The sequence below is a fragment of the Aeromonas sp. LsrichE-8G genome (assembly GCF_022869435.1).
Classification (GTDB): domain Bacteria; phylum Pseudomonadota; class Gammaproteobacteria; order Enterobacterales; family Aeromonadaceae; genus Aeromonas; species Aeromonas caviae.
Window position 1 is genome coordinate 1 of sequence record NZ_JALIHH010000054.1, and the last position, 14,017, is coordinate 14,017.

Annotated in this window: 14 protein-coding genes; 2 read left to right on the plus strand and 12 right to left on the minus strand. The window is 56.0% G+C overall.

The features are described 5' to 3' along the window. Positions 1–102: 102 nt before the first annotated feature. The 5 genes from MUW49_RS10675 to radC all read right to left on the minus strand — a co-directional run bounded on the left by MUW49_RS10675 (position 103) and on the right by radC (position 1,683). Positions 103–324, minus strand: coding sequence for a recombinase family protein (locus MUW49_RS10675; RefSeq protein ID WP_348521185.1), 222 nt, complete (start codon positions 322–324; stop codon positions 103–105). Positions 325–564: 240 nt separating this feature from the next. After that, the gene (locus tag MUW49_RS10680; protein WP_167332170.1) at positions 565–708 is read right to left on the minus strand and encodes a hypothetical protein; all 144 of its coding nucleotides are present in this window, start codon (positions 706–708) and stop codon (positions 565–567) included. Next, on the minus strand, positions 705–845 hold the full coding sequence (locus MUW49_RS10685; protein ID WP_021230273.1) for a hypothetical protein: 141 nt from the start codon (positions 843–845) through the stop codon (positions 705–707). The genes MUW49_RS10680 and MUW49_RS10685 overlap by 4 nt, the downstream gene beginning before the upstream one ends. A gap of 5 nt (positions 846–850) precedes the next feature. Then, positions 851–1,219, minus strand: coding sequence for a DUF2787 family protein (locus MUW49_RS10690; RefSeq protein ID WP_043852068.1), 369 nt, complete (start codon positions 1,217–1,219; stop codon positions 851–853). Then, a complete protein-coding gene (gene radC / locus MUW49_RS10695; protein WP_157160914.1) occupies positions 1,216–1,683 on the minus strand; it encodes a DNA repair protein RadC in 468 nt (155 codons plus the stop codon). Before radC ends, MUW49_RS10690 begins: the two co-directional genes overlap by 4 nt. A gap of 261 nt (positions 1,684–1,944) precedes the next feature. On the opposite strand from radC, the gene MUW49_RS10700 reads away from it, so the two are divergent. Then, positions 1,945–2,322 (plus strand): hypothetical protein, encoded by a 378-nt coding sequence (locus tag MUW49_RS10700; protein ID WP_024943929.1) that lies wholly within the window; start codon positions 1,945–1,947, stop codon positions 2,320–2,322. Between the two features lie 263 nt (positions 2,323–2,585). Here the strand turns inward: MUW49_RS10700 and MUW49_RS10705 are convergent, their stop codons facing one another. From MUW49_RS10705 to MUW49_RS10735, 7 genes are all read right to left on the minus strand, one after another. After that, a complete protein-coding gene (locus MUW49_RS10705; RefSeq protein WP_244812729.1) occupies positions 2,586–5,783 on the minus strand; it encodes a DEAD/DEAH box helicase family protein in 3,198 nt (1,065 codons plus the stop codon). Further along, positions 5,780–6,169 carry an HI0074 family nucleotidyltransferase substrate-binding subunit gene (locus MUW49_RS10710; protein ID WP_005345157.1) on the minus strand — a complete coding sequence of 130 codons (390 nt, stop codon included), beginning with the start codon at positions 6,167–6,169 and terminating at the stop codon, positions 5,780–5,782. The genes MUW49_RS10705 and MUW49_RS10710 overlap by 4 nt, the downstream gene beginning before the upstream one ends. Positions 6,170–6,178: 9 nt before the next feature. Then, the gene (locus MUW49_RS10715; protein WP_201957523.1) at positions 6,179–6,478 is read right to left on the minus strand and encodes a nucleotidyltransferase domain-containing protein; all 300 of its coding nucleotides are present in this window, start codon (positions 6,476–6,478) and stop codon (positions 6,179–6,181) included. Between the two features lie 8 nt (positions 6,479–6,486). Further along, on the minus strand, positions 6,487–6,894 hold the full coding sequence (locus MUW49_RS10720; RefSeq protein ID WP_024943932.1) for a nucleotidyltransferase domain-containing protein: 408 nt from the start codon (positions 6,892–6,894) through the stop codon (positions 6,487–6,489). A 73-nt stretch (positions 6,895–6,967) separates the two neighbouring features. Further along, complete coding sequence (locus MUW49_RS10725; RefSeq protein WP_244812731.1) at positions 6,968–7,354, minus strand: PD-(D/E)XK nuclease family protein; 387 nt, start codon at positions 7,352–7,354, stop codon at positions 6,968–6,970. After that, positions 7,351–8,727 carry a restriction endonuclease subunit S gene (locus MUW49_RS10730; protein WP_244812732.1) on the minus strand — a complete coding sequence of 459 codons (1,377 nt, stop codon included), beginning with the start codon at positions 8,725–8,727 and terminating at the stop codon, positions 7,351–7,353. Before MUW49_RS10730 ends, MUW49_RS10725 begins: the two co-directional genes overlap by 4 nt. Next, positions 8,724–10,694 carry a class I SAM-dependent DNA methyltransferase gene (locus MUW49_RS10735; protein ID WP_244812734.1) on the minus strand — a complete coding sequence of 657 codons (1,971 nt, stop codon included), beginning with the start codon at positions 10,692–10,694 and terminating at the stop codon, positions 8,724–8,726. The genes MUW49_RS10730 and MUW49_RS10735 overlap by 4 nt, the downstream gene beginning before the upstream one ends. A gap of 593 nt (positions 10,695–11,287) precedes the next feature. Between MUW49_RS10735 and MUW49_RS10740 the strand changes: the two genes are divergently transcribed. Then, a complete protein-coding gene (locus MUW49_RS10740; protein WP_244812735.1) occupies positions 11,288–13,981 on the plus strand; it encodes a phage/plasmid primase, P4 family in 2,694 nt (897 codons plus the stop codon). Positions 13,982–14,017 lie beyond the last annotated feature (36 nt).

Sequence of the window (14,017 nt, forward strand, 5' to 3'; positions counted from 1 at the left end):
CACTGAAGGGAGAATCGATGAGAAAGAGGAGAAGTGAGTTGACCCAATCTGAACACTCGAGTTAGAAACGGGGTGACGTGAGCGCGTTAAGGATCAGGGTGTTCACGTTGGCCGGAATGGCTGTTCAACTTCGCCGGAATACGCAGTCACCATCACCACGTCTCCTTCACGAACAAAATCCAGCATCAACGAGAGCTGAGGACGGTCATCCTTTGCCCCGCTCACTTTCTCCTGGAATATCTTGCTGCACTCAGCCAGAGCCTGAAGCTGGGCATCCAGGCTCTGCCCCACAGTGCTGACACGTGCGTATCCCACCAGTGCCATGGTCTCCTCCTGGTCAATAGGGCAAGCCCGTGTGACGCGAGCGAAAGTGCCACTTTTTGCCGGTCATATGGGTTCCTTTCGACCTTCTGACCGGTCGCGTCAGTGTACCTTGGTCTATTGACCTGAGCCAGTGATACAAATGAAAACGGGCCGCTCCGTGATGGAGGGCCCGCAGGGGTAGTCAACCAGATGCTCTGGCTGCTCTATCTATTGGTCATGCAGGGTGCCGACCAGGGGATCTCAATGACGCGTCGACCCGCCAGGCATCCGTAATACCTTGGCCAGCTCCTCAGCGTGAGCCTTGTCACGGGCGATTAGGCGGATCATCAGGGTTCCCCCTGCAATGGCAACCAGAGTCACCGAGGTCAGGATCATTTTGTTCATGGGTAGTCCTCTTCGTTCATGTTGTAGAAGTGTGGCGGCATGTAGCGGGCCATCATCGCGTTGACGATGACCGACGCAAATGCCGTCAGGGCTGCCTTCAAGGCGTCCAGCAGCAAGGTTTTCATGAAGTCATTCATGGCGATTACTCAGGGGTTATCTTCAGGCGGTAGACCTCCATCCGGTGATAGTCGAGAAAGTTCCTCTCCCAGAGCCGGTAGAGGTCCATGGTGGTGGCCAGTGGCCGCTCTCCACTCCAGAGCTGTGATGCCAGCCCGGCGTTGAAGTCAAAATCGAGATCCTTGACCAGCTCGCCACCGAGGTAAGTGAACTCAGTAACGTAGGCCATCCCCCAGCTGCCAGCCCGTTTCTCCAGACGGATTTCGACCGGACGGTAACCACCGGTGTCGGCGGAATAATCGTGACTGCGGAAGTTGAGGGTCAGGGCGGTGGCGTCGGGGTAGCTGCCGATGATCTTGGTGAACAAAGCCTGTAGCGGTTTGGATGGGGTCATAGCAACCCCCTATCGGCAAACGAGACGATGTCGTGCTGTCCCACCACAAAGTGGTCGAGCACTCGCACGTCTACCATCTCAAGCAGATCCTTGAGACGAACAGTGACAGCCTTGTCGGCGTCCGAGGGGTCGACCATACCGGAGGGATGGTTGTGGGCCAGAATGACCGCAGCGGCGTTTCTGTTAAGGGCCGCCTTGACCACCTCACGGGGGTGAACGGTGCCTGCATTGATGGTGCCGAAGAACAGCTCCTGGTAATCGAGCAGTCGGTGTTGATTGTCGAGCAGCATGACGGCGAACACTTCCCGCTCGTACTCCCCCATCTTGAGCCGAAGGAAGTCTGCTGCCGCTTTGGGTTGAGTGAAGGCATTGCCAAGATGCCGCTGTCGGCTCTCCAGAATGGCCAATGCCTGATTGATGATGTGATCGCCCTGTCCGGGTTGATCATCATAGTGTTGTGACATAACAGTAACCTCGCGTCGTTTGGGTACACGAGTTACTTATGCCAGGGGGCTTGGTTGTTATTGAATCCGAACGGAACTGGTATAAGGGGTGCAGGGGCCCACATTCACCTATGAGCCCTCTTAGAAATTTTTAGACGGATTTCACGGTTTTCCCTTTTATGACGCGATATGTTTCCACTCGTGGTCAAAAAAGAGGAATTAAAACTCACTTGAGACCATTTTTTAGCAATATCGTCTCGTTTTGTGTGAAGGAGAACACCAGTGGCAACTACTCATTTTATCCCCGCTCAGCCCAGTGAGTACGGTTACATCATTGTCGAACCAAACGACAACGGAGAAACGACCCTTGAGCGTTACCCATTGCTCGGGTACGCCGTCAAGATTACAGAAGGTGGGCCAGAAGATCTCAAGATACAGACGCTGCCGGTCTGCACAACAGGTGAGAGCTTCACCCCGAACTTCATCCAGCGCTATGACGGCACCTTCAGTCAAGCGGAAGGCGATCAACTCTGCTACTCCCTGTCAGAGATGATGAACCATTTCGGTTTCGAAGCAGATGATCTGCATACTCTGCCCCCGGCAAATGCCAAAGAGCTATCAGGATACGTCTGGCGTCCACTGCGGAACCCGCAAGGCTAATATCTGCTGATTTTGAATCTGGCCCTTTTGCCCGCCATCAAAGGCAAAGGGGTCATTTTGGATGTTCAATCTGCTGAAATTTCAGCATTTTATAGAACTTTTTCTGTATGAAATCTCGTAGAAAAAGTTCTTAAATCTGCCAAAATTTCAGCAGATCGGCAGACCTCCTCGACCTACCTAGGATGGTGTTCCCACTTCCTTTGCTCGGTCTCGTTGCCCGCTGAAGGAGCACGTCAACCCTGACATGCCTCTCCAGCAAACGCCTACTGGCTCTGTGTCCGTAATGACTGATGGCCAGCCAACCCCTCGAGCAGCAAGTCCAGCAGCATATTCTGCAATGCCCTGGCCTTATCGGGGTGAGAGAGGTACGTCAGCGACATGCCCTGCTGGGTTTCCATTCGCCCGATGACGGCTTCATCCACCGCATTCGGGAAATCGCCATGCAGGATCGATTCCCGTGGGTTATTGCGAACCTGTTCCATCAGGGGGCCGTTCTCGCTTAGCTTGCTGACCATCCCCTGCACCCAGTCGAGCTTGTCCCCATCAGTCACTTCCAGGCCAAACAGATCGTTCATCCGAGCCAGCAGTTCGGAGAGGAAATCCTTCTTCTCCTCTTTCGGCTTGGCGCTGCCGAGGGAGGCGATCCCCTCCAGCCCATAACCGGCCGCATTCTCTTTGAGTTGCAGATCCTGGGTCCGCTTGGCCTTGAGGTGGTAGTGGCTCAGCATCACCGAGGAAAGGTCTACTTGCTCTTCATCCAGTACCTCTTCCCGCAGCAGAGGCAACAGGTGACGAGCAAAGACACACAGCCGCTCCATGTCGTAATCGTCGAAGGGGGTGATCTGAGAGACAAACTCGTAGAACCGCACATAACCGTTGAGGTTCTTCTTGAACAGCTCCAGCACCGAACGGGCTTCCCCGGCCTCTTTCAACCGCCGCTCGGCGTTGGCCTGATCACTCCCTGAGCCGCCCTGTTCGATCAGCCACTTGAGCTGGGTCCGGCACTCCCGAATAGCATCGATGGCCAGCCGGTAACGCTTGGCGAAGCGATCTCTGGCCGGAACGGCGTGCCGCAAGAAGGCATCGGCCCCCCGTTTGGGGTCGAAGTAGGCATCGGTAAACGCTACCACCTCGGGCCAGGTGAAGATCCCTTCGCCCTTGAGCTTGTGGAACAGGTCATAGATCAGGTTCGGGTCCGACACTGAATCCAGCGTGGCGGTTTCGTAATACTTTTGGAACTCTTCCAGCACATCCTGCGGGTCGTTCACGAAGTCGAGCACATAGGTACTCTCCTTGCCCGGATAGGTGCGGTTGAGCCGCGAGAGGGTCTGGATGCAGTCCACCCCGGTCAGCTTCTTGTCTACATACATGGCACACAGCTTGGGCTGATCGAACCCGGTCTGGAACTTGTTGGCCACCAGCATCACCTGATAGTCAGCCGTATCGAACGCCTTACGCATGTCCCTGCCCTTCAGCTCCGGGTTCATGTTCCGCTCGTTCCACGTCTGTCCCTCGTCCTCGATGTCGCCCGAGAAGGCCACCATGGCCCGAATGGCTTGATAACCCTGGTCCTTAACGTACTTGTCGAAGGCCAGCTTGTAGCGGACCGCCTCCATCCGGCTGCTGGTCACCACCATGGCTTTCGCCTGACCGGCCAGCAGCGGTGCAACGTGCTGGCGGAAGTGCTCGACTATCACCTGCACTTTCTGGCCAATGTTGTGCGGGTGCAGCCGGACCCACTGGGATAGCTTGCGCTTGGCCTTCTTGCTGTCCACTTCTGCATCAGCTGCTTCGCTATCCATCGCCAGCTTGAACGCCAACTGGTAGTTGGTGTAGTTCCGCAACACATCGAGAATAAAACCTTCCTCGATCGCCTGGCGCATGGTGTAGACATGGAATGGCTCGGGTTTGTTCTCATCAGAAATGGGCAGATGGGGCTTGGGCGAGCGACCGAACAGCTCCAGCGTCTTGGCCTTCGGGGTAGCAGTGAAGGCGAAGTAGCTGATGTTCTGGCTGCCGCCACGGGCAGCCAAGGTCAGGTTCATCACATCCTCGGCCGAGAGCTCTTCTTCATCATTCAACTGCTCGGCCATCAACACCTCACGCAGCTGACGGGCTGTCTTGCCGGTCTGGCTGGAGTGAGCCTCGTCGGCCACCACCGCAAAGCGGCTGGCCTTCAGGCTGGAGCTCTCCTGAATCGCCTTGAGCACATGGGGGAAGGTCTGAATGGTGACGATAATGATGGGAGTGCCGCTGGTCAGTGCCTCGGCCAACTGAGCAGATTTGCTGCCATCCCCCTCTTCCCGATTAATGCGGGAGATCACCCCGGATGCGTGATCGAACTGAGCGATGGTCTCCTGCAACTGGCTATCGAGCACGGTCCGGTCGGTGACGACGATGACCGAATTGAACAGCTTATCCCCCGAGCCACCGTCACTGACTCGCCGCAGCGACGCCAGCTGATGGGTCAACCAAGCGATAGAGTTCGACTTGCCCGAGCCCGCCGAGTGCTGGATCAGGTACTTCTGGCCGCTGCCTTCCTGCCGGAGGGTCGCCAACAGCGTCTCCACCACCTTCCACTGGTGATAGCGGGGGAAGATCATCGTCTCTTTCTTCTTGCGACGGCCGAGGGCGTCCTCATCAAAGGTGACTTGCAGATGCAGATAGCGGCCCAGAATATTGAGGAAGGTCTTAGGGGAGAAAATCTCCTGCCAGAGGTACTCGCTGGCATAGCCTGTCTCAGGCTGATCGTTTCCTGCCCCACCCTTGGCGGTGCCCCGGTTGAACGGCAGGAAGAAGGTATCTGCTCCGGCCAGCCGGGTGGTCATCGCCACCTCAAACTGATTCACGGCAAAGTGCACCAAGGCTCCGCGACGAAAAGCCAGCAAGGGCTCACGCTTGCCCGCCGTCACCAGTGGGCGGTCGAAGCGGTACTGCTGCTTGGCGTTCTCCAGACTCTGTTTGAAGCAAGACTTGAGCTCTAAGGTAGCCACCGGAATACCGTTGAGAAACAGAGTGAGATCGAGCCGCCCCTCATAGCCGTGAGGGCTGTAAACCAGCTCTGGCACCACCCGCAGCCGGTTCTTGGCATAACGCTCGCAAAGCGTGGGGTTAAGGTCATGGTCAGGCTTGAAGGTGGCCACTGCCAGCCGGTGCCCTCGATCCTCTACCTGATGACGGAGTAACCACAAGGTGCCCCGCTCATCGCTCTCAAGAGCCCTGACCACGGCGTTGAGCAGATGACGCTCTGGCTCCTCACCGTAGGTCTTGCAGTATTTCTGCCACCCCTCTGGCTGGCTCTCCTGCACATAGGCGATCACATCTTCCGGGTAGAGTGCTCGCTCTTTGTCGTAGCGAGACGACTCACCGACCAGCCAACCTGATGCAGCCAGTTGCTCGATGATATGATCCTGAAATGCCTTCTCCCGAGCCCTATTTTCCAAACTGAGGTCCAGGCTCATGGCTGACCCCCTCGGGCCAGCAGTACCTGATAAAGCGACTGCATCGCCGCCAGATGCCCCGGCAGACGGCTATAGATCTCGACCGCAAGAGCTTCCTTGTAGGTATGCGAGGTCAGGTTGCGATCTTTGAGCATCGACAACCAGACCGTCTCATCGGCCAGCCAGTGGGCCGCATAGGCTTGGCTCATGCACTCACGGGGGGTATTGGCTTCGATACCTTCCGCCGCCAGCGCCTTTTTCAGGGTCTTCCAGGTCAGTTCGATACAGAACTCGAAGCGTTGGATGCTGGCATCGACCACCAGCGGTTGGCTCGCGTCATAGCTCAGGGATTCGGCGAGACGTTGCAGGGCGTTGCCAAGGGCAACCAGATTCAGATCCAGACTCATTGCACTTCCTTAAGGCGTCATTCGTCGGTAGAGAGGCACCCTGTCACGCAGGATGGCCTGATACAGCGGGCTCTGGGGCGACTCCTCATCGAGTCGCACACAATCGATAGGGAGCAGGGTATCGGCCTCATCGATGATCGCCAACACCTGCTGCCATTGCGCCTCGCAGGCACCGGGGCACTCGATGGCGAGATCGATATCGGAGCGTTCACGCTGCTCACCCCGGGCTCGCGAGCCAAATAGCCAGATCGCCTCGACAAACGGTAATCTCGCCAGTGCCTGTAGAAATTGGTAATCGGCAAGCTGCATACCAGACCTCAGTATTTCTTATGCTCATTGGCTTGGCTGTAGAGAAGGAATTCCATCTGCGACATGATACGGGCTTCTTCACGCAGACGGCGACCCTGATCGCGGCAAAACAGTACCCGGTTGGCATCGACAATCGCAAAGGCAAGCGGAATGGGCGCCTGATTGATATCGACCACCGATAACTGCCCCTCGGCCAGCCCCAAGGCTCGCTGCCAGTCGAGGGCCAGCAACTCGGGCCGCAACCGGTTATCCAGAGAGTCAACCAATTTGACGGGGTCGAAGGCTACCGCCAGATCCCAGTCGCTGTGGGGCCCAGCGTTCCCCTTGGCGTGGGAACCATAGAGCCACAGCACCATCACCTCGGGGTGAGCGGCGGCGAGTGCGGCTAACTGTGCGGTGAGGGTAGGCAGAGTCATACCATTCACTCCTGTGCGAGAAAACGAGAAGGTCTGATAACGCGATCGTCCGATTACGCTTCGCTAATCGAACCTACGGGCTCACCAGCAGTAGATCGATACGATCTTGCTCACGAAACACCTGCAGGTCGTCGTAATCGCAGAGATGGATATCGAGCAGGGATACTTCGCCACTACGCCGATCCGGCACATAGAGCAACCTTGAAAGCAGCGATTCAAAGAAGCGAGAGCCCAAACCATGAGGTTCTCGGGGATTAAAGAGGGTGCCGAGAAAATGGGAGTGGCGGATCTCCTGACGCACCATTCCCATCGCTTCAAACAGGTTGAACTCCGAGACCATGCCCCCCAGCTTATCGAGCTCCTTACTATCGAAAATCAACTCGGTCAGCCAGCGGTACTGCTCGTCATTGATGTCTGGAGCGATAGCATCAGTCACCTCGGTTTGCGGCATTGAACTCATGCGACCACCTCGTCGGTGGGTGCCGTCCAGCCCCGCAGATCGATCTTGCCAGTCACGGCGGCGGAGATCAGGGCTGTGCGGCGTTCATTCATTAAGGTTATGGCCCGCTCTGCTTGCCTTGATAAAGAATCAATTTTTTTTGTTATCGACTCCAAATAAAGAACAACCTCTCCTTGTTCCTGAACATCAGGGAGCGATATTTTTACTTTCTTTAGATCATTAATACCCACATTCCCTTGAGTATTAGTATTAACCTTATTCAGCAGCCCTTCCAAAAATGAATGTGACTTGATGAAATAATACAGATACAAGCCTGCAACCTTATGCAGATTCGGCTTAACGGTCACGCAAGCATATGAAACAAGAAATTCTTTATCTATATCAACATAAGTTGCCGTACCAATTGTTGCATATCTTGCAACTATTACGTCACCAATTGATGCTTGGATTTTTCTAGATAACTTACCATATTCCACATAGCTAACTTGTTTACATTCAGAAAAGTCTATTTCATGTGCAAAGTTTTTTAAGTCACCGGTCATTAAATATGGGACACCAATATCAACCGATTCAGGCATGTAGTGATCGATATCAGCAATAGCTGAAAGTGTATAACTCAGGTCACTTACAACCCAATGCTCCGGCACTTGGCCTAGCCACTCGATGCCGGAGTCTTTCATGGGGGCATCGGGGTTGAGGCCCTTGGTCACAGCGTGGGAGATCACCGCTTGCCGCTTCTCTTTCAGCAGCTCGATCAGCCGCTGCTGCTGGGCAATAAGCCGATCAATCCGGGCAGTTTCATAGTCGAGGAAGGCGGCGATGGTACGTTGTTCTTCGTGTGAAGGAAGCGGTAATGATATAGCGCCAAATTGCTCGAAAGTGATTGATTTACCATCTCTCAAGCTGTCAGTAGATGCCTGTAGTGCTGCAATATAGGGTGAACTCTTGAAAAGATACCGATAAAACCAAGGATAAATAGGTTTCACTGCTTGAAGAACAGTGTATGCAGGGCTCACACAACCAGAGTAAGAACTATGTTCTATACCACCCTCGAAGCTACGCAGGCTTATAACAAAATCATTCTCAGAAACATGCTTAAAGTTGTCCGTTCCCTTCAAGGCAAGCATCACTTTATTTCCGGTCATCTCCATCAATAAAGACTGTGGAATAACACCGTATGCCTGACTCGCAGCTAGTTGCGTAGATTCTGGTCTAGCCGTCTCTCTGCATTGGGTAAGAAGTCTCTTACCGTGAAAAACAGCCCAATGACTGGGCGCATTCCCTAACCAAGCGATCCCTGAATCCTTGTACTCAGGATAGGAGTGGTACTTGCCTGTCAGCCCTTGTTGCTGAGTTGCCACTACCTCGCTCATGAATGCACCTCCGCCAGCAATTGCATGATCTCCCTGGCCACCTCATCCAGATCGGCATCGATGGCTTCCAGCGAACGGGGCGGCTGGTACTGGTAGAAGTGGCGGTTAAAGGGGATTTCATAGCCGACGATGCCGACTTGGCCATCGAGCGGATCGGTCTTGCCGAGATCAATCCAGGCGTCCGGCACATGGGGCAGCACCTCCCGCTTGAGGTAGTCGTGAATGTCCTCCCCCAGTGGCACGTTCTCGTAGTCCCGCAGATCGCTACTGGCTTCCACCTCGCCCTTGGTCTTGCAGACTTGAGCCTCATCGCACTGCTCGCCGAAGGTACTGACCAGCAGCTTGAGGGCCGGGGCTGGCAGCTTCACAGTGCTATTCAACACAATGAGCGCCTTGGTGAGCTGTTTTTTGAACTGCTCGCGGCAGAGCAGCCGCTCCGGCAGCGTTGGCAGTGCCTTGAGGATGGCCTGCTGCAGCTCGGCATCGAGCTTGGCCCAGCCCTTGTCGGCTTGCAGGCTCGCTAGTCGTTCCGCGTCATGGGGCATAAAGGCGAGCTTGAGCGGCCGCTCCACGGTAATGCGACGGTAGCCAAAGGCGGTAGTGGGGAAGATCTTGGCGATGGGGCCTGCTTCGTAGCGGCTGGCGAGACGCACTACTTCCTCAATCGCTTCGTCACTCAACTGCTTACGCTTGGAGCCCAAGGATTTGCGCATGGGGCTGTGCAGATCGCTGGCGTTGATCAGCAGCACCTTGCCCTTACGCTCGGCCGGTTTGTGGTTCGACAGCAGCCAGATATAGGTGGCGATGCCGGTGTTGTAGAACATGTCGGTGGGCAAGGCCACCAGGGTATCGAGCAGGTCGTGCTCGAGGATATAGCGGCGGATCTCGCTCTCGCCGCTACCTGCCCCACCGGTAAAGAGCGGAGAGCCGTTGAGGATGATGCCGATACGGGCGCCCTCCGGCTTCATCTTGGCGATCAGATGTTGCAGGAACAAGAGTGAGCCGTCAGAGACACGGGGCAGGCCCGCCCCGAAGCGGCCACTGTGGCCCTTTAGCAGGTGTTCATCCCGCACTTGCTTCTCGACCTTCTTCCAGTCCACCCCGAATGGCGGGTTGGAGAGGCAGTAGTCGAACTTATCCAGCGACAACTGGTCGTCGGAGAGGGTATTGCCGAGCTTGATGTTGCTGATGTCCTGACCCTTGATCAGCATGTCGGCCTTACAGATGGCGAATGACTCGGGGTTGAGCTCCTGACCGAAGGTGGCGAGACGGGCCGCCGGGTTCAGCTCGTGCAGGTACTCCATGCCGCAGGAGAGGAAGCCGCCAGTGCCCGCGGTGGGGTCATAGATGGTCCGCACCACCCCTGCCGTCGTCAGGGCCTCGTCATCGGCCGCAAACACCAGGGAGGTGGTGAGCCGCACGATGTCACGGGGGGTGAAGTGCTCACCGGCGGTCTCGTTGGAGCTCTCGGCAAACTTGCGGATCAGCTCCTCGAACACCAGACCCATGTGGTAGTTGTCGACGGTTTCGGGGGAGAGATCGACGTTGGCGAAGTTGCGGACAACCTTGTAAAGCAGGTCAGCATCTTCCAGCAGATCGATGCTGGCGGCGAAGTTGAAGTGCTCGAACACCTCGAATGCCTCACGGGAAAAGCCCCGCACATAGGCATCCAGGTTGTCGCCAATCTGCTTCTCGCCAAGGTTGTTCAGGGTGAGCTTGGCGGTGTTGTAGAAGCTCTGCCCAGCGGCATTGAGCAACAGCTTATGGCGGGCCAGCTCGGGCATGGCCTTGGTGCTCTCGGCGGTGGCCAGCACCTTGTCACGGGTCGGGGCCAGTACGCACTCAAGACGACGTAACACGGTGAATGGCAGGATGATGCGGCCATACTGGGACTGTTTGAAATCACCTCGCAGGAGGTCAGCCACCGACCAGATAAGGTTGGCAAGGGATGAGATATTGGTTGTCATGGAAACCCCGTGGAACGCTCGAAATAGCGTGATCCTATCACAGCATCTGGCCTCCAGTCGTGGCCTCGGAGCAGGCTGCGTAAATCTGCCGTTTTTGATTTTCCCGTTTTGCCCACCAACAAGGGCAAAAGGGCCAATTAGGGTGCTCAATCTGCGGAAATTTCAGCATTTTATAGAACTTTTTCTGTGTGAGACTTCGTAGAAAAAGTTCTTAAATCTGCCAAAATTTCAGCATCTCGGCAGACCTCATATCCCACCTATTTGGCGGGGGCGGAGGCCAGCTATCAACTTAGCAAGGAATGTCACTACATCACCTGTTGTCAATCATTAGAATATTTCATGAATAGCCGTTTTTGCGTTGTTCACAACGAAAACTCGAAATGGGACCTTGGGGAGGAAAAAAGAGGGGTTGTATTGCTTATGCCGATCCGTATAGTCGGGGTTGTCGGCGGGCAGACGCCCCCGCACATCGCACCTTGGCTCACGCCATAGGCCCACGGGGGGCGCTGTTACCCGACCTGATTACCGCCGCTTGGAACACACACAACCTAATTTTAGTTCCACAGCAGCGGTCCTCTAAGAGGAGAGACACCATGTCTCAATCCACTCAATTTGACCTTGAATTTGCCCTGGCCGATGCTGGCCACTCCCTGACTATCGACTTTGCTGCCATCAAAGAGCAGTTCCCCATTATGGATGTCGCCTCAGCCCTGACCGGGCAAGACGTCAAAAAAGTCGGCTCCAACACCTACCGACTGGATGATGCCAGTTGCCCACTGTGCGGCCATAATGATTGCTTCACCCTCTACCCTGACGGCGATAGCTTCCACTGCTTCAGTTGCGAGGAAAGAGGCGACGTGTTCGATCTAGTCGTCAAGTGCGACAAAGCCCGTAGCTCTGTTGATGCAGCCCGCTTGCTTCTGCTGGGCGAGCTGTCAGTCACCCCAACCGTTCGCAAAGTGGTGAAGCTGGAGCAGCCGATCTACACGGCCCCACCTGCTCGCCTGCAAGAACTCTTCAATCTCGCAGCTAGTCACTATCAGTCCCGTCTGGATGTAGACGAACTGATGGAGCGGCGTGGCCACTCTGAGGAGGTGTTGGTGGGGTTGGATATCGGCTTCTCCGGTGGCCTGAACAAGGTTCTGAAGGATGCAGGGTTCAGCCAAGAGGAGCGACTGGCCTCCGGTCTGGTCAAGCTTCGCAACGATGCCCCAGATCTGCTTCGTGACTTCTTCCCGAGTGGTGTCTATGTGTTCCCGCACTTCGACCGCAACGGACAAGTCAGCCGCTTCACCTTCAAGGATCCAAATAAGGGTCAACCGTACCAACTGCCGAGCCGTCATTGGCTTAACGGGGTGCAGTTCTACGGGGAAGAGTGTCTGAATGCTCCAGGTCCTGTCGCCCTGGTAGAAGGAGAGAATGACCGCCTGTCGCTGGTGGATGCAGGTTGGCCGGGCCCTGTGCTGGCTAGCATTGGCACGCTGTCACAGACCCAGCTGGAGTGGTTGAAGCGTGAGCTGGCTGACCGTGACGTCGTAACCTTCTTCGACACTGATGACGCGGGCGACAAGTACCGCTCAAAGATGGCTCGGCTGGGCCTCAAGCTGACCCAAGTCAAGCTGCCAGATTGCGTGAAGGACATCGACGAATACCTGCATGGCGACAACCCCTTGCCTCTGACCGAACTGGTGGCGGCATTCACCCTGGTTGAGCCTGTGGCTGAGGTCGAAGCCGAAGCCGAAGCCGAAGCCGAAGCCGAAGCCGTTCAGGACGATGATCAGCAGCCGGAAGTCGTCAAGGTCATGCCACGTACAGCCATCTTTGAAAACGAGCTCAACGATTCAGCCAACGCTGAACGGTTCGTGCAGATGCACGGGCATAACCTGAAGTTCGTCCCTGAGTTAGGTGGCTTCATCCACTTCGATGGTACGCACTGGACCCAGAATGACTTGACGCCCATGATCCTTGCTCAAACCGTGGGCAAAGAGATCCAGGAAATCGGGCAGATGTTGATCAAGCAGGCGTGCAAGAAAGAGGAGCTGTCTTGGGCTTATGCAGTGCTCAGACACGGTTCTAGCAGCCTTAACCGGGCTGGCATTCAGAACATGTTGGAACTGGCCAAGCCGATGATGACGGCAAGACTGCACGAGCTGAACGCCAATCCGATGCTGTTGGGCACGGCGAACGGTGTCATCGACCTGAAGTCGGGTCGCCTGTTGGCACCGAGACGGGCATTCATGATGACCCACCATAGCCCGGTGGTCTACGACCCAGCTGCTGTCTGCCCGCGATGGGAGCAGTTCATCGACGAGATCTGCTGTGGTAATGCCGAGTACGTTGCCTTCCTGCAACGTTGTGTGGGCTACTGGATCACCGGCCGCACCGACGAACAGCTCCTGTTCTTCCTCCACGGGGGCGGCTGCAACGGCAAGAGTACCTTCATGTCGGTCATTCAGCAGTTGCTGGGAGAGTTCAGTCGGCAGATCAACAGTAACGTCTTGCTGTTCAACCGCAACGGCAATACCGGTCCGAACCCGTCACTGACCAAGCTGGTGGATGCACGTCTGGTGGTCGCCAACGAGCTGCCAGAGGGGGCCCGTATGGATGAGAACTTGGTGAAGGCCATGACGGGGGATGACGTAATTGTCGCTCGTGCTCCCTACGCCAAGAAGGAGATGGAGTTCCGCCCATCCTTCTCTCTGGTGATGGTGGGCAACCACAAGCCCGAGATCCGCGATACCAGCAATGGCATGTGGCGTCGGATGCTGATGCTGCCCTTCAATGCCTCCTTCACGAAGGAACAGCTGGACCCAATGCTGATGGAGAAGCTGCGGGCCGAGATGCCCGGCATTCTGAACTGGGCCATCCAGGGCTGCCAGATGTGGCAAGAGCAGAGGCTCAAGGCATCGATTCCTGCTCGCCTCAAGCAGGATGTCGAGACCTACCGTGCCGAGTCGGATATGGTTGGCTGCTTCCTTGAAGAGTGCACCCAGGCCAGAGCAGGGGCCAAAGTGCCCATGAGCGAGGTCTACGCGGTCTACAGCCGATGGGCACAGCAGAACGGTGAATGGGCCATGAAGAAGCTGGCCCTCAAGAAGAAGCTGCTAGAAAAGGGCTATCTGATCCCCCGCTATAACAGCAAGGACACCATCATCGGGTTGACCCTGCTCGATAGCGAGTTGACATCCTCCCCCACCTTAGCGCTTCGCGTCACAGGAGGGGGATTCCCATTACTGGGTGATAGCTGCTCGCGCAGTACCGGGTTCCTGCTTCATCGGGCGGCCTGATTGCACCACGCCTCCACAGGCTAAAACGGCGTGTCC